This window comes from Pseudomonas sp. PS01303 (genome assembly GCF_029959385.1).
In the GTDB taxonomy this organism is placed as follows: domain Bacteria; phylum Pseudomonadota; class Gammaproteobacteria; order Pseudomonadales; family Pseudomonadaceae; genus Aquipseudomonas; species Aquipseudomonas rustica.
Window position 1 is genome coordinate 63,132 of record NZ_JASCPK010000008.1, and the last position, 16,111, is coordinate 79,242.

The window sequence follows — 16,111 nt, forward strand, 5'->3', positions numbered from 1 at the left end:
GCGATCAGGGCCCTACTCTCATTTATCGCAGAACTCAGTTACCGCTCGAGTTCAACGCTTCGGTCAGTGCAGCTTCCACTTCACTGGCGCTTACGCGCAACGGCTTGTCTGCTTCACGACGACGCTTGCGCTCGCTGTGATATGCCAGGCCAGTACCGGCCGGGATCAGACGACCCACGACTACGTTTTCTTTCAGGCCGCGCAGGTAATCGCGCTTGCCGGTGACTGCCGCTTCGGTCAGTACGCGGGTGGTTTCCTGGAAGGAAGCCGCCGAGATGAACGATTCGGTGGACAACGACGCCTTGGTGATACCCAGCAGAACGCGAGTGAACTTGGAGACAAACTTGTCTTCCGCGCCCAGACGCTCGTTCTCTACCAGTACGTGAGTCAGTTCCATCTGGTCGCCCTTGATGAAACTCGAATCGCCGGATTCAGCGATCTCAACTTTACGCAGCATCTGACGCAAGATGGTCTCGATGTGCTTATCGTTGATCTTCACGCCTTGCAGACGGTAAACGTCCTGGATCTCGTTAACGATGTACTTGGCCAGCGCGCTCACACCCAGCAGACGCAGGATGTCGTGCGGATCGCTTGGACCGTCGGAGATAACTTCGCCGCGGTTTACCTGTTCGCCTTCGAAGACGTTCAGGTGACGCCACTTCGGAATCAGCTCTTCATACGGATCACTACCGTCGTTCGGGGTAATGACCAGACGGCGCTTGCCTTTGGTCTCTTTACCGAACGCGATGGTGCCGCTGACTTCAGCCAGAATCGACGCTTCTTTCGGACGACGAGCTTCGAACAAGTCGGCAACACGCGGCAGACCACCGGTGATGTCACGGGTCTTCGAAGTTTCTTGCGGGATACGCGCGATAACATCACCGATCGCGATCTTCGCACCATCCGCTACACCGACCAGGGCGTTGGCTGGCAGGAAGTACTGAGCGATAACGTCAGTGCCTGGCAGCAACAGATCCTTGCCGTTGTCATCGACCATCTTAACGGCAGGACGGATGTCTTTACCGGCAGCTGGACGATCTTTCGCGTCGAGTACTTCAATGTTGGTCATACCGGTCAATTCGTCAGTCTGACGCTTGATCGTGATGCCTTCTTCCATGCCCACGTAGGTCACGGTACCTTTCATTTCGGTAACGATCGGGTGAGTGTGCGGATCCCACTTGGCCACGATTGCGCCAGCGTCGACCTTGTCACCTTCTTTAACCGAAATCACAGCACCGTACGGCAGCTTGTAACGCTCGCGTTCGCGACCGAATTCGTCAGCAATTGCCAACTCACCGGAACGGGACACAGCTACCAGGCAACCATCTACTCGCTCAACGTGTTTCAGGTTGTGCAGGCGGACGGTACCGCCATTCTTCACCTGAACGCTGTCAGCTGCAGAAGTCCGGCTTGCCGCACCACCGATGTGGAACGTACGCATGGTCAGCTGGGTACCCGGCTCACCGATGGACTGGGCAGCGATAACGCCGACCGCTTCACCGATGTTCACCTGGTGACCACGAGCCAGATCGCGGCCGTAGCACTTGGCGCAGATACCGTAGCGGGTTTCGCAGCTGATCGGCGAGCGAACAATCACTTCGTCGATGCTGTTGAGTTCGATGAACTCGACCCACTTCTCGTCTACCAGCGTGCCGGCAGGAACGATGACTTCTTCGGTACCAGGCTTGAATACGTCACGGGCAATAACACGACCCAATACGCGCTCACCCAACGGCTCTACAACGTCACCGCCTTCAATGTGCGGAGTCATCAGCAGACCGTGTTCGGTGCCGCAATCGATCTCGGTTACAACCAGATCCTGCGCCACGTCTACCAGACGACGAGTCAGGTAACCGGAGTTCGCAGTTTTCAACGCGGTATCCGCCAGACCTTTACGAGCACCGTGAGTGGAGATGAAGTACTGAAGTACGCTCAAACCTTCACGGAAGTTCGCAGTAATCGGCGTTTCAATGATGGAACCGTCCGGCTTGGCCATCAGACCACGCATACCGGCCAGCTGACGAATCTGTGCTGCGGAACCCCGCGCACCCGAGTCAGCCATCATGTACATCGAGTTGAAAGACTCTTGATCGACTTCAACGCCGTGACGGTCGATAACCTTCTCTTTCGAGAGGTTGGCCATCATTGCCTTGGAAACTTCGTCGTTCGCTTTCGACCAAAGGTCGATCACTTTGTTGTACTTCTCGCCCTGGGTTACCAGGCCGGAGGCGTACTGGCTCTCGATCTCTTTCACTTCGTCGGTAGCGGCACCGATGATGCGGGCTTTCTCGTCCGGGATAACGAAGTCGTTAACACCGATGGAAACGCCGGAGATGGTCGAGTAAGCGAAACCGGTGTACATCAACTGGTCAGCGAAGATCACGGTCTCTTTCAAACCAACCACGCGGTAGCACTGGTTGATCAGCTTGGAGATCGCCTTTTTCTTCATTGGCAGGTTGACGACGTCGTACGACAGACCTGGCGGAACAACCTGGAACAACAGCGCACGGCCAACGGTAGTGTCGACGATACGGGTGTTCTTGACGCTGCCACCGTCACGATCATTAACGGTTTCGTTAATACGTACTTTAACTTTGGCGTGCAGTGCGGCTTCGCCGGCACGGAACACACGGTCAACTTCCTGCAGATCCGCGAATACACGACCTTCGCCCTTGGCGTTGATCGCTTCACGAGTCATGTAGTACAGACCCAATACAACGTCCTGCGACGGCACGATGATTGGCTCACCGTTGGCTGGCGACAGAATGTTGTTGGTCGACATCATCAACGCACGCGCTTCCAACTGGGCTTCCAGTGTCAGCGGTACGTGCACGGCCATTTGGTCGCCGTCGAAGTCGGCGTTGTACGCGGCGCAGACCAGAGGGTGCAGCTGGATAGCCTTACCTTCGATCAGTACCGGTTCAAACGCCTGGATACCCAGACGGTGAAGGGTCGGTGCACGGTTGAGAAGAACCGGGTGTTCGCGAATCACTTCAGCGAGAACGTCCCAAACCTCTGGCAGTTCGCGCTCGACCATTTTCTTGGCCGCTTTGATGGTGGTCGCAAGACCACGCATTTCGAGCTTGCCGAAAATGAACGGTTTGAACAGCTCGAGAGCCATCTTCTTCGGCAGACCGCACTGATGCAGACGCAGGGTCGGGCCTACGGTAATTACCGAACGACCGGAGTAGTCAACACGCTTACCGAGCAAGTTCTGACGGAAACGACCTTGCTTACCCTTGATCATGTCAGCCAGGGATTTCAGAGGACGCTTGTTCGAACCGGTGATAGCGCGGCCACGACGACCGTTGTCGAGCAGCGCATCGACAGCTTCCTGCAACATACGCTTTTCGTTGCGCACGATGATGTCCGGAGCGGACAGATCCAGCAGGCGCTTCAAACGGTTGTTACGGTTGATCACTCGACGATACAGATCGTTGAGGTCGGAAGTCGCGAAACGACCGCCATCCAGTGGAACCAGTGGACGCAGATCTGGCGGCAGAACCGGCAGAACGGTCAGCACCATCCACTCTGGCAGGTTGCCGGAACCCTGGAAGGCTTCCATCAACTTCAGACGCTTGGACAGCTTCTTGATCTTGGTTTCGGAGTTGGTTTGCGGAATTTCTTCACGCAGACGGCCAATCTCGTGTTCCAGGTCGATAGCGTGCAGCAGTTCACGGACAGCTTCAGCACCCATGCGGGCATCGAAGTCGTCACCGAACTCTTCCAGCGCTTCGAAGTACTGCTCGTCGTTCAGCAGCTGACCTTTTTCAAGGGTAGTCATGCCTGGATCGATAACGACATAGCTCTCGAAGTAGAGAACGCGTTCGATATCACGCAGGGTCATGTCCATCAGCAAGCCGATACGGGACGGCAGCGATTTCAGGAACCAGATGTGGGCAACCGGCGAGGCCAGTTCGATGTGCGCCATGCGCTCACGGCGAACCTTGGCCAGTGCAACTTCAACGCCGCACTTCTCGCAGATCACACCACGGTGCTTCAAGCGCTTGTACTTACCGCACAGGCACTCGTAATCCTTTACCGGGCCAAAGATCTTGGCGCAGAACAGGCCGTCACGCTCAGGTTTGAACGTACGGTAGTTGATGGTTTCCGGCTTTTTAACTTCACCGAACGACCATGAGCGGATCATCTCAGGCGAGGCCAATCCGATACGGATGGCGTCGAACTCTTCGACTTGACCCTGGTTTTTCAGCAAATTCAGTAGGTCTTTCAAGGCCTTTCCTCCTGGCGGAGCAGAGAGCGGGCAATCCTGCCCCGCTCTCGATTCGCGTCACGTGTTATTCGGTTTCCAGATCGATATCGATGCCGAGGGAACGAATTTCCTTGATCAACACGTTGAAGGACTCGGGCATGCCCGGCTCCATACGGTGATCGCCATCCACGATGTTTTTGTACATCTTGGTACGGCCGTTCACATCGTCCGACTTCACTGTGAGCATTTCTTGCAGAGTGTAAGCAGCACCGTATGCTTCCAGTGCCCAGACCTCCATCTCCCCGAAACGCTGACCACCGAACTGCGCCTTACCACCCAGCGGCTGCTGGGTAACCAGGCTGTACGAACCGGTAGAACGAGCGTGCATCTTGTCGTCTACCAAGTGGTTCAGCTTCAGCATGTACATGTAGCCAACGGTAACTGGACGCTCGAACTTGTTGCCGGTACGGCCGTCAGTCAGCTGCATCTGGCCGCTTTCCGGCAGGTCTGCCAGTTTCAGCATGGCCTTGATTTCGCTTTCCTTGGCGCCGTCGAACACTGGAGTGGCCATTGGAACGCCGCCACGCAGGTTCTTCGCCAGATCCAGGATTTCCTGATCGGAGAAGCTGTCCAGATCTTCGTTACGACCGCCGATCTGGTTGTAGATCTCGTCGAGGAAGGTACGCAGTTCAGCGACTTTACGCTGCTCTTCGATCATCCGGTTGATCTTCTCGCCCAGACCTTTGGCCGCGAGGCCCAGGTGGGTTTCAAGGATCTGACCAACGTTCATACGCGAAGGTACGCCCAGTGGGTTGAGGACGACGTCGACCGGGGTGCCATTGGCATCGTGCGGCATGTCTTCAACCGGCATGATCACGGAGACCACACCTTTGTTACCGTGACGACCGGCCATCTTGTCGCCCGGCTGGATGCGACGACGGATTGCCAGGTAAACCTTGACGATTTTCAGCACGCCTGGAGCCAGGTCATCGCCCTGCTGCAGTTTGCGCTTCTTGTCTTCGAACTTGTCGTCCAGCAGACGGCGACGATCAACGATGTAGGCCTGAGCCTTCTCGAGCTGCTCGTTCAGAGCATCTTCAGCCATGCGCAGTTTGAACCACTGACCATGCTCAAGACCGTCGAGTACTTCGTCGGTGATGTCCTGACCTTTCTTCAGACCTGCGCCGCCTTCAGCCTTGTGGCCTACCAAAGCGGAACGCAGACGTTCGAAGGTCGCGCCTTCAACGATACGGAACTCTTCGTTCAGATCCTTGCGGATCTCGTCGAGCTGAGTCTTCTCGATCGACAGTGCACGAGCATCACGCTCAACGCCGTCGCGGGTGAAGACCTGTACGTCGATGACAGTACCTTTGGTACCGGTAGGTACACGCAGGGAAGTGTCTTTAACGTCGCTGGCTTTTTCACCGAAGATTGCACGCAGCAGTTTTTCTTCCGGAGTCAGCTGGGTCTCGCCTTTCGGAGTGACCTTACCGACCAGGATGTCGCCTGCGCCAACTTCAGCACCTACGTAAACGATACCGGCTTCGTCCAGTTTGTTCAGTGCAGCTTCACCCACGTTAGGGATGTCCGCAGTGATCTCTTCAGGCCCAAGCTTGGTGTCACGGGCCACACAGGTCAGTTCCTGAATGTGGATCGTGGTGAAACGGTCTTCTTGAACAACACGCTCGGACAGGCAGATGGAGTCTTCGAAGTTGAAGCCGTTCCATGCCATGAACGCGATGCGCATATTCTGACCCAGTGCCAGTTCACCCATGTCGGTGGACGGGCCGTCGGCCATGATGTCGCTACGCTGAACGCGATCACCCTTACGCACCAGCGGACGCTGGTTGATGCAGGTGTTCTGGTTCGAGCGGGTGTATTTGGTCAGGTTGTAGATGTCGACACCAGCTTCGCCGGTTTCAACTTCGTCATCAGCAACACGAACCACGATACGGCTGGCGTCGACGGAATCGATCACGCCGCCACGACGAGCCACGACGCAAACGCCGGAGTCACGGGCTACGTTACGCTCCATGCCAGTACCTACCAGCGGCTTGTCAGCGCGCAGGGTTGGTACAGCTTGACGCTGCATGTTCGAACCCATCAACGCACGGTTGGCGTCGTCGTGCTCGAGGAACGGAATCAGCGACGCTGCAACCGAAACTACCTGCTTCGGTGAAACGTCCATCAAGGTGACTTCTTCAGGCGCCTTAACGGTGAATTCGTTCAGGTGACGTACGGCTACCAGTTCGTCGATCAGGACTTTCTGGTCGTTCATGGTCGCCGAAGCCTGCGCGATCACGTGATCGGCTTCTTCAATAGCGGACAGGAACACGATCTCGTCGGTGACAACACCCTCTTTCACCACACGGTACGGGCTTTCCAGGAAGCCGTACTGGTTGGTGCGAGCGTACGCAGCCAGGGAGTTGATCAGACCGATGTTCGGACCTTCCGGCGTTTCAATCGGGCATACACGACCGTAGTGAGTCGGGTGTACGTCACGGACTTCAAAGCCTGCGCGTTCACGAGTCAGACCGCCAGGGCCGAGTGCAGAGACACGACGCTTGTGGGTGATCTCGGACAGCGGGTTGTTCTGGTCCATGAACTGCGAGAGCTGGCTGGAACCGAAGAACTCTTTCACCGCCGCAGCCACTGGCTTGGCGTTGATCAGGTCTTGCGGCATCAGGCCTTCGCTTTCAGCCATCGACAGACGCTCTTTGACCGCACGCTCAACACGTACCAGGCCAACGCGGAACTGGTTCTCGGCCATTTCGCCTACGCAGCGAACACGACGGTTACCCAGGTGGTCGATGTCATCGACGATGCCTTTACCGTTACGGATGTCGACCAGAGTCTTCAGTACCGCGACGATGTCTTCCTTGCACAGCACGCCCGAACCTTCGATCTCGGTACGACCGATACGACGGTTGAACTTCATCCGGCCGACCGCAGACAGGTCATAGCGCTCAGGGCTGAAGAACAGGTTGTTGAACAGGGTTTCGGCAGCGTCTTTGGTTGGCGGCTCGCCTGGACGCATCATGCGATAGATCTCGACCAGCGCTTCCAATTGGTTGCTGGTGGAGTCGATCTTCAGCGTGTCAGAAACGAACGGACCGCAGTCGATGTCGTTGGTGTACAGAGTTTCGATGCGAACAACGCCGGACTTGGCAATTTTTGCCAGGACTTCGGTGTTCAGCTCGGTATTGCACTCTGCCAGGATTTCGCCGGTAGCCGGGTGCACGATGACCTTGGCGGTCGTACGGCCCAGGACATAGTCCAGAGGTACTTCCAGGGTCTTGATGCCGGCTTTTTCGATCTGGTTGATGTGGCGCGCGGTAATACGGCGGCCCGCTTCAACAATGACCTTGCCCTTCTCGTCCTGAATGTCCAGAACCGCAATTTCACCACGCAGACGCGAAGCAATCAGTTCCAGGCTGAGGGTTTCGCCGCTCAGGTGGAAAACGTTGGTGGTGTAGAAAGCGTCCAGCACTTCTTCAGTGGTATAGCCGAGCGCGCGCAGCAGTACCGATGCCGGCAGCTTGCGACGACGGTCGATACGCACGAACACGCAGTCTTTCGGGTCGAACTCGAAGTCCAGCCACGAACCGCGGTAAGGAATGATGCGCGCGGAGTACAGCAGTTTGCCGGAGCTATGCGTCTTGCCGCGGTCGTGGTCGAAGAACACGCCCGGGGAACGGTGCAGCTGGGAAACGATTACACGCTCGGTACCGTTGATTACGAAGGTACCGTTCTCAGTCATCAGGGGGATTTCACCCATGTAGACTTCTTGCTCTTTGATGTCCTTGATCGCTTTGTTCGACGATTCTTTGTCGAAAATGATCAGGCGCACTTTTACCCGCAAAGGTACGGCGAAAGTTACACCGCGCAATACGCATTCTTTGACATCAAATGCCGGTTCGCCCAGGCGATAACCGACGTACTCCAGCGCAGCATTGCCGGAGTAGCTGATGATCGGGAAAACGGATTTGAAGGCCGCATGCAGGCCCACGTCGCGGAACTGATCTTTAGTCGCTCCCGCTTGCAAGAATTCACGATACGAATCCAGCTGGATGGCCAGGAGGTAAGGCACATCCATGACGTCCGGCAACTTGCTAAAGTCCTTGCGGATACGTTTTTTCTCAGTATATGAGTAAGCCATCAGCGTTCCCCAGCTTGGTCACCTGCTTGTTTGGCCCCTCCCGACGGGAGCAGCCAGAAAATCGTGCAAACCCCATGGTTTGCGCCACCGCATCGGGTGGTTACAGCGCCTTTATCAGCACCGACCCAGTCGGCTGCCAATAACGGAAAAAGGCCGGTGGCAAGAGCCACCAGCCATCAGCCTGTCGCTTGACGCTCGGGCTGGAGGTGCAAAGTCGAAAGTTACTTAACTTCGACTTCAGCGCCTGCTTCTTCCAGCTTCTTCTTCGCGTCTTCAGCAGCTTCTTTCGAAACGCCTTCAGCGATAACCTGAGGAGCGGTGTCAACCTTCTCCTTGGCTTCTTTCAGACCCAGACCGGTCAGTTCACGTACAGCCTTGATCACGTTGACTTTCTTCTCGCCAGCGCCTTTCAGGATTACGTTGAACTCGGTTTGCTCTTCAACAACAGCGGCAGCAGCGGCTGGACCAGCAGAAGCAGCGGCAGCGGATACGCCGAACTTCTCTTCCATTGCTTTGATCAGCTCAACGATTTCCAGAACCGATTTTTCGCCGATTGCGTCGATGATTTGTTCGTTAGTCAGAGACATGACTTATTTCCTGAATTGGGGGATAGCCTGGAGGCCATCGAAATAAACAAAAATACGCGATAAAAGGAAACGCTCAGCCTTAGGCTGCAGCCGCTTCTTTCTGGTCGCGAAGTGCCGCCAAAGTACGAGCCAATTTGCTGGTAGCGCCTTGAATCACGCTCATCAGCTGGGAAATTGCTTCGTCACGGGTCGGCAGGCTTGCCAGTACGTCGATCTGATTAGCTGCGAGGAACTTGCCCTCGAACGCAGCTGCCTTGATCTCGAACTTGTCCTGACCTTTAGCGAACTCTTTGAACAGACGAGCAGCAGCGCCCGGGTGTTCGTTGGAGAATGCGATCAAGGTCGGGCCGGTGAACACGTCGTTGAGAACACTGTATTCAGTGTCAGCAACAGCGCGCTTGAGCAGGGTGTTACGTACAACACGTACGTAAACGCCAGCTTCACGAGCCTCTTTACGGAGTCCGGTCATTGCGCCTACTGTTACGCCACGTGCATCAACCACGACAGCGGACAGAGCGACTTTGGCAGCCTCGTTGACTTCAGCGACGATGGCCTTCTTGTCTTCGAGATAAATTGCCACGGGTTAACTCCTGCTTGTTACCGTTTCATTCGATCGAAACCGAATGTCGTTTTGGTGTCTGATTCGGTAAGGAACCGGGAGCACCATCTGCGTAGGCTTGTGTATTAAGACTTGCGTCGCCTACGGTCTTGGATAGCCCCCGCCAGGCAGGGACCCCAATCTTTCAATTGACGTGCAAAGCACGCCAACTTTTGTCTTAAGCGTCCAGCGAGCTCTGGTCGATAACCAGACCTGGGCCCATAGTGGTGCTCAGGGTAACGCGCTTAACGTAAATACCTTTCGAGGAAGCTGGCTTGATACGCTTCAGATCAGCGATCAGGGCTTCAACGTTTTCCTTCAGCTTGACGGCGTCGAAGCCCATCTTGCCAACGGAGGTGTGGATAATGCCGTTTTTGTCGGTGCGATAACGAACCTGACCAGCTTTAGCGTTTTTAACAGCAGTCGCTACGTCTGGAGTTACGGTACCAACCTTAGGGTTAGGCATCAGACCACGTGGGCCGAGGATCTGACCCAGTTGACCTACAACGCGCATTGCATCCGGGGATGCGATCACTACGTCATAGTTCAGGTCGCCGCCTTTCATTTCGGCAGCCAGGTCGTCCATACCTACGCGATCAGCGCCGGCAGCCAGAGCGGCTTCAGCAGCTGGGCCTTGGGTGAACACAGCAACGCGAACGGTCTTGCCAGTGCCGTGTGGCAGCACAGTAGCGCTACGAACAACCTGGTCGGATTTACGCGGGTCTACACCCAGGTTCACAGCAATGTCGAACGACTCGCTGAACTTGACAGTCGACAGCTCAGCCAGCAGGGCAGCAGCGTCTACAAAGCTGTAGCTTTTGCCTGCTTCGATTTTGCCGGCGATAGCCTTTTGGCGCTTGGTCAGCTTAGCCATTACACACCCTCCACGTTAAGGCCCATGCTACGAGCGGAACCGGCGATGGTACGCACGGCCGCATCCATATCAGCTGCAGTCAGATCCGCGTTTTTGGTTTTCGCGATTTCTTCCAGCTGAGCACGGGTAACGGTGCCAACCTTAACGGTGTTCGGACGAGCGGAACCGCTAGTCAGACCAGCCGCTTTCTTCAGCAGAACCGAAGCAGGGGTGGACTTGGTTTCGAAAGTGAAGCTACGGTCGCTGTAGACAGTGATGATCACTGGAGTCGGCAGACCAGCTTCAAGACCCTGAGTACGGGCGTTGAAAGCCTTGCAGAATTCCATGATGTTCACGCCGTGCTGACCCAGAGCTGGACCAACAGGTGGGCTTGGGTTAGCCTGAGCGGCCTTCACTTGCAGCTTGATGTAAGCGGTAATCTTCTTGGCCATGAGGCACTCCAATTACGGGTTCGAACGCCTCGAAAGGCTCCCCGGTTACTTGCGCGTTTATCCCAGTGACGACAAAACCCCACAGCCTAAGGCTGCGGGGTTGGGATGCTTTTTCAGTTAGACCTTTTCGACCTGACTGAACTCCAACTCTACCGGAGTAGAGCGACCGAAAATGAGCACTGCCACTTGGATCCGGCTCTTTTCGTAGTTAACTTCTTCAACAACGCCATTGAAATCAGCGAATGGACCGTCGTTGACTCGCACCGTTTCGCCCGGCTCGAAGAGAGTCTTCGGCTTAGGCTTGTCGCTACCATCAGCAACACGACGCAGAATTGCTTCTGCCTCTTTATCGGTGATTGGTGCAGGCTTGTCAGCGGTACCGCCGATGAAACCCATCACCCGAGGAGTATCCTTGACCAAGTGCCAAGTACCCTCATTCATGTCCATCTGAACCAGCACATAACCTGGGAAGAACTTGCGCTCGCTTTTGCGTTTCTGGCCATTACGCATTTCAACCACTTCTTCAGTGGGAACCAGAATTTCGCCGAAGCCATCTTCCATGCCAGCCAGCTTTACACGCTCTAACAAAGAGCGCATGACATGCTTCTCGTAACCCGAGTAAGCATGCACAACGTACCAACGCTTAGCCACGGGACACCCTTAGCCGACAATCAAGGAAACAAGCCAGCCGAGCAGGGAATCAAGCCCCCACAACAGCAACGCCATAACCAGAACAACAGCCACTACGATCAACGTGGTCTGCGTGGTTTCTTGGCGAGTTGGCCATACGACTTTACGAATCTCGGTGCGAGCTTCCTTAACCAGTACAAAGAAAGACTTGCCCTTGACTGTCTGCAAGCCTACAAAGGCAGCTACAGCAGCGAGAGCAAGCAATGCCAGCACGCGGTACAGGATCGGCGAAGCAGAGTAATACTGATTGCCAACAACGCCAACAACCACCAAAGCAACTACTACAAGCCACTTGAGCAGATCGAAGCGAGAGCCTTGAGCTTCAGCCTTAGGAGTCATCTATGAAGATCCTGTGAAAAGAAAGCCAGACACACTGAGTGAATCTGGCAGGTCAGGAGGGAATCGAACCCCCAACCTACGGTTTTGGAGACCGTCGCTCTGCCAATTGAGCTACTGACCTAAAACAAAATCAGGCCGACCATTATGCCGGCCCGAAAAAGACATTACAACTGTTTACTCGATGATTTTGGCTACGACACCAGCGCCGACGGTACGACCGCCTTCACGGATAGCGAAACGCAGACCGTCTTCCATCGCGATGGTTTTGATCAGGGTAACAGTCATCTGAATGTTGTCACCTGGCATTACCATCTCAACACCTTCTGGCAGCTCGCAGTTACCAGTCACGTCAGTCGTACGGAAGTAGAACTGTGGACGGTAGCCTTTGAAGAACGGAGTATGACGACCGCCTTCTTCCTTGCTCAGAACGTATACTTCTGCAGTGAACTTGGTGTGCGGCTTAACCGAACCCGGCTTAACCAGAACCTGACCACGTTCAACGTCGTCACGCTTGGTGCCACGCAGCAGAACGCCGCAGTTCTCGCCAGCACGACCTTCGTCGAGCAGCTTGCGGAACATTTCAACACCGGTGCAAGTAGTCACGGTGGTGTCACGCAGACCAACGATTTCCAGCGGATCCTGAACGCGAACGATACCGCGCTCGATACGACCAGTCACAACAGTACCGCGACCGGAGATCGAGAATACGTCTTCGATTGGCATCAGGAACGGCTTGTCAGTCACGCGAACTGGCTCTGGAATGTAGCTGTCCAGAGTTTCAACCAGCTTCTTGACGGCAGTGGTGCCCATCTCGTTGTCGTCTTTGCCTTCCAGCGCCATACGAGCCGAACCGATGATGATTGGAGTGTCATCACCCGGGAAGTCGTAAGTCGACAACAGGTCACGAACTTCCATCTCAACCAGCTCCAGCAGCTCAGCGTCATCCACCAGGTCAGCCTTGTTCAGGAAAACCACGATGTACGGAACGCCTACCTGACGAGACAGCAGGATGTGCTCACGGGTTTGCGGCATCGGACCATCAGCGGCCGAGCAAACCAGAATAGCGCCATCCATCTGAGCAGCACCGGTGATCATGTTCTTCACATAGTCAGCGTGACCTGGGCAGTCAACGTGAGCGTAGTGACGGATCTTCGAGTTGTACTCAACGTGCGCAGTGTTGATGGTGATACCGCGCGCTTTTTCTTCTGGGGCGCTGTCGATCTTGTCGAAATCAACGATTGCGGAACCGAAAACTTCGGAGCAAACGCGAGTCAGAGCAGCAGTCAGCGTGGTTTTACCGTGGTCAACGTGACCAATGGTCCCAACGTTGACGTGCGGCAGGGAACGATCAAATTTTTCCTTAGCCATCGATATCACCCTTAACAGAAGAATTGAGCAAACTACATTAGCCATTAAAACAAAGGCAGATATTTTCATATCTGCCTTGTTATATGGAGCTCTTGAGCGGATTTGAACCGCTGACCTCACCCTTACCAAGGGTGTGCTCTACCAACTGAGCTACAAGAGCAAAACACTTTGCACAATCTGCAAACTTGGAGCGGGTAGCGGGAATCGAACCCGCATCATCAGCTTGGAAGGCTGAGGTTCTACCACTAAACTATACCCGCGGAGCTTGCAGCTCACGCTTAAATCTGGTGGAGGGAGAAGGATTCGAACCTTCGAAGTCGTAGACGTCAGATTTACAGTCTGATCCCTTTGGCCGCTCGGGAACCCCTCCTAATCAGGCCGGCATTCTATACTATGCCAAACCCCTGTCAAGCATTTTCTCATTTAAAAACCTGAGGTTAGCTGCATTGACATCACTCTACTGCTGCGACCTTTTCAGGTCTTCGCTGTGGAGCGGGCGCCATTCTATGCAAACTATTCAGTAGGTGCAACCCCCTCGCACAGCATTATTTTATGTTTTAACTCATTGAATTCCTTGGAAAGGTTCTGCAGCTGCAAATCACCCAGCAAACGCTCGCCCTCAGGCGCGATCCGTAGCCAATAACCACTCTCCGGGACGTTTTTCTGCAAGGGTTGCGAGCGAACCTTCATTTCCTCAAGGCGCCGCTCAAGGGCCAAGGCCGGATCCTGAACTGCAAAACCACCCACATAAAAGCATTTTTCTTCGCCTTGGGCAGCTTCGGATTTCTCGCGGGAGGCGCCGACGCTCTCACTTAGCAACCGAATATCCTGCTGCGACCCCTTATATAAACTGAGAGGCGTGACATCCTTGGCACGCAAAGGAGCTTCCTGCTGGTGCCAGACGTAATAGAACACATTGAGAACAAGGAGCAGCAGGAACAACCAACGCATACGAACCTCAGGACAAAGGACAGGCCATCGCCAACCCTACGAAAACCAAATCCGGGACGAGACGAGCACCAGGAGCAACACTGGCAACCAAGTCAGCATCACCGCCAGTGACAAACACTGTAAAACTCTCCCCCCAATACTCACGCGCGATATCTAACTGAGTGAGTACAAATCCTTTAAGCATTAAAGAACAGCCTCGCTCTACAGCCTCAACCGTGGTTCGCCCAGGAGCCAGGCTCGTTAAGGCACGCTCCGCCGCAACATCTCCATAACGAATCTTCCGCGTATGGGTTCGCAACTGATTACGCATCAACGGCATGCCCGGACAGATAAAGCCACCCAAGTGCTCTCCATCTGCCGAGATGAAATCGGCGGTAACTGCCGTACCAAAATCCAGCACCAGGCAGGCACCCGACGCCAGGTGATACCCACCAAGCATGGCAAGCCACCGATCAAGCCCCAACCGCTCATAGTCTTCGTAGCCGTTTTTGACTCCGGACATTTCCCGAGCGGGCCGAGCGCACACCGCAGAAACACCGAACGATTGCTCAAGCAGCTTAATGAGCGCTTCGGTTTCCTCAGCAGTCCTGACACTGACCAAACGGCATTTACGCAAAGATATTTTGCCAAGTGAGCGCAGACTTTCGATCAACGCCGAGTCGGAATCGACCACCCCCTCAGAAAACAGAGACGCAGCCGCGGCGTCCAATACACGCCACTTTATGAAGCTATTGCCGCAATCGAGCTCAAGAATCATCACGCAACCTCAAGCTGAGCTCACCACCACTAAAAAGTTTTTCCACACCATCCACCTGCAATCGCAGCGCACCTTGATTATCAATTCCAAGCACAACACCATCGATCTGGTTAGTGCCGGCGATCAATGAAACAGACCGCCCCTGCCACAGATGGCCTTCCTGCCACTCGGCTTGTAGAGCCGAGAAGCCTCTATCCTGGTGACGCTGGATATATGCCTGCAACTGCTCGCTCAACTGAACAGCTAACGCGTTGCGATCGCAGACCTGACCAGACTCGAGTCGCACGGATGTCCATTGCTGATCGACTTCCTCAGCGGCCTGCATATTAACGTTGATGCCTATGCCCAAGACCACGTGACAAACGTCCGCGGGATCGCCGACGAGCTCAAGCAAGATACCGGCGATTTTCTTATTACCGACCAGAACATCGTTCGGCCACTTCAATCCCGCCCCGGCGACACCGACTTTTCGCAAGGTGTGCATGACAGCTAGACCCACGACAAGGCTCAACCCCTCCAATTGCCGCATTCCGCCATCGATGCGCAGCACGAGACTGTAATAAAGGTTGTCAGCAAATGGACTCACCCACTTGCGCCCTCTCCGTCCGCGCCCAGACACCTGCCGTTCAGCAAGCACGAGAAAAGGCGCCGATCGGCCCTGACCGATCGCGCGCAATCCCTCGGCATTTGTCGAGTCAATGGAGTCGAATACTGCAACCGGCCAGCCTGGCGCCATTTCCGCTATTTTGAGAGGATCAAGCAACATCAGAGGCGTCGCCAATTGATACCCGCGCCCGCGAACTTTATGGATGGACAGCCCGAGTTCAGCCTCAAGATGCTGAAGCTGTTTCCATACTGCACTTCGACTAATCCCCAGGGCCGCCCCCAGATCCTGACCAGAATGGAATCGCCCATCCTTCAGAAGGTTCAACAACGTCAACATGCAGGTCTCGCCTCACAATGAGGCCCGAATAATAGCTATGCCCCGGGCCGTTGCATAGAAATCAAGCACATGCATTTCCTGCGGGCAAAACAAAACCCCAACTGCTTTCGCAATTGGGGTTTCGGAATTTAATCTTGACGATGACCTACTCTCACATGGGGAAACCCCACACTACCATCGGCGATGCATCGTTTCACTGCT

12 protein-coding genes and 4 tRNA genes are annotated in these 16,111 nt (G+C 54.9%); all 16 read right to left on the bottom strand.

The features are described 5' to 3' along the window. Positions 1–34: 34 nt before the first annotated feature. The 16 genes from rpoC to birA all read right to left on the bottom strand — a co-directional run bounded on the left by rpoC (position 35) and on the right by birA (position 15,910). Complete coding sequence (rpoC, locus tag QMX93_RS05415; RefSeq protein WP_053124316.1) at positions 35–4,234, bottom strand: DNA-directed RNA polymerase subunit beta'; 4,200 nt, start codon at positions 4,232–4,234, stop codon at positions 35–37. Between the two features lie 64 nt (positions 4,235–4,298). Then, positions 4,299–8,372 carry a DNA-directed RNA polymerase subunit beta gene (gene rpoB, locus QMX93_RS05420; RefSeq protein WP_008081909.1) on the bottom strand — a complete coding sequence of 1,358 codons (4,074 nt, stop codon included), beginning with the start codon at positions 8,370–8,372 and terminating at the stop codon, positions 4,299–4,301. A gap of 221 nt (positions 8,373–8,593) precedes the next feature. Then, positions 8,594–8,959, bottom strand: a complete 366-nt coding sequence (gene rplL, locus QMX93_RS05425) for a 50S ribosomal protein L7/L12 (protein WP_053124318.1) — start codon at positions 8,957–8,959, stop codon at positions 8,594–8,596. Positions 8,960–9,038: 79 nt separating this feature from the next. Beyond that, complete coding sequence (rplJ, locus tag QMX93_RS05430) at positions 9,039–9,539, bottom strand: 50S ribosomal protein L10 (RefSeq protein WP_053124320.1); 501 nt, start codon at positions 9,537–9,539, stop codon at positions 9,039–9,041. A 196-nt stretch (positions 9,540–9,735) separates the two neighbouring features. Continuing rightward, positions 9,736–10,431, bottom strand: a complete 696-nt coding sequence (gene rplA, locus QMX93_RS05435) for a 50S ribosomal protein L1 (RefSeq protein ID WP_053124322.1) — start codon at positions 10,429–10,431, stop codon at positions 9,736–9,738. Then, the gene (gene rplK, locus QMX93_RS05440; RefSeq protein WP_003228756.1) at positions 10,431–10,862 is read right to left on the bottom strand and encodes a 50S ribosomal protein L11; all 432 of its coding nucleotides are present in this window, start codon (positions 10,860–10,862) and stop codon (positions 10,431–10,433) included. Before rplK ends, rplA begins: the two co-directional genes overlap by 1 nt. A 117-nt stretch (positions 10,863–10,979) precedes the next feature. Next, positions 10,980–11,513 (bottom strand): transcription termination/antitermination protein NusG, encoded by a 534-nt coding sequence (gene nusG, locus QMX93_RS05445; protein ID WP_282353361.1) that lies wholly within the window; start codon positions 11,511–11,513, stop codon positions 10,980–10,982. Positions 11,514–11,522: 9 nt separating this feature from the next. Then, positions 11,523–11,891: a preprotein translocase subunit SecE gene (secE, locus tag QMX93_RS05450; RefSeq protein WP_282353363.1), complete on the bottom strand. Its 369-nt coding sequence runs from the start codon at positions 11,889–11,891 to the stop codon at positions 11,523–11,525. A gap of 45 nt (positions 11,892–11,936) precedes the next feature. Further along, a tRNA-Trp gene (locus tag QMX93_RS05455) sits at positions 11,937–12,012 on the bottom strand. 53 nt (positions 12,013–12,065) lie between these two features. Then, entirely contained in the window at positions 12,066–13,259 is a 1,194-nt protein-coding gene (tuf, locus tag QMX93_RS05460; protein ID WP_053124324.1) for an elongation factor Tu, read from the bottom strand. A gap of 84 nt (positions 13,260–13,343) precedes the next feature. Then, positions 13,344–13,419 (bottom strand) — tRNA-Thr (locus QMX93_RS05465). 26 nt (positions 13,420–13,445) lie between these two features. After that, positions 13,446–13,519, bottom strand: a tRNA-Gly gene (locus tag QMX93_RS05470). Positions 13,520–13,544: 25 nt separating this feature from the next. Then, positions 13,545–13,629: transfer RNA gene (locus tag QMX93_RS05475), tRNA-Tyr, on the bottom strand. Positions 13,630–13,772: 143 nt separating this feature from the next. After that, positions 13,773–14,210 carry a hypothetical protein gene (locus QMX93_RS05480; protein WP_282353366.1) on the bottom strand — a complete coding sequence of 146 codons (438 nt, stop codon included), beginning with the start codon at positions 14,208–14,210 and terminating at the stop codon, positions 13,773–13,775. A gap of 7 nt (positions 14,211–14,217) precedes the next feature. Then, positions 14,218–14,967, bottom strand: coding sequence for a pantothenate kinase (locus QMX93_RS05485; RefSeq protein ID WP_282353368.1), 750 nt, complete (start codon positions 14,965–14,967; stop codon positions 14,218–14,220). Next, positions 14,957–15,910, bottom strand: a complete 954-nt coding sequence (gene birA / locus QMX93_RS05490; RefSeq protein WP_053124330.1) for a bifunctional biotin--[acetyl-CoA-carboxylase] ligase/biotin operon repressor BirA — start codon at positions 15,908–15,910, stop codon at positions 14,957–14,959. Before birA ends, QMX93_RS05485 begins: the two co-directional genes overlap by 11 nt. Positions 15,911–16,111: the final 201 nt, after the last annotated feature.

Excerpts from the sequence above, each read along its gene's own strand:
- rplK (WP_003228756.1), bottom strand. The coding sequence starts at position 10,862 with ATGGCCAAGAAGATTACCGCTTACATCAAGCTGCAAGTGAAGGCCGCT.
- tuf (WP_053124324.1), bottom strand. The coding sequence starts at position 13,259 with ATGGCTAAGGAAAAATTTGATCGTTCCCTGCCGCACGTCAACGTTGGG.
- rplL (WP_053124318.1), bottom strand. The coding sequence starts at position 8,959 with ATGTCTCTGACTAACGAACAAATCATCGACGCAATCGGCGAAAAATCG.
- rpoB (WP_008081909.1), bottom strand. The coding sequence starts at position 8,372 with ATGGCTTACTCATATACTGAGAAAAAACGTATCCGCAAGGACTTTAGC.
- QMX93_RS05480 (WP_282353366.1), bottom strand. The coding sequence starts at position 14,210 with ATGCGTTGGTTGTTCCTGCTGCTCCTTGTTCTCAATGTGTTCTATTAC.
- birA (WP_053124330.1), bottom strand. The coding sequence starts at position 15,910 with ATGTTGACGTTGTTGAACCTTCTGAAGGATGGGCGATTCCATTCTGGT.
- rplA (WP_053124322.1), bottom strand. The coding sequence starts at position 10,431 with ATGGCTAAGCTGACCAAGCGCCAAAAGGCTATCGCCGGCAAAATCGAA.
- secE (WP_282353363.1), bottom strand. The coding sequence starts at position 11,891 with ATGACTCCTAAGGCTGAAGCTCAAGGCTCTCGCTTCGATCTGCTCAAG.
- QMX93_RS05485 (WP_282353368.1), bottom strand. The coding sequence starts at position 14,967 with ATGATTCTTGAGCTCGATTGCGGCAATAGCTTCATAAAGTGGCGTGTA.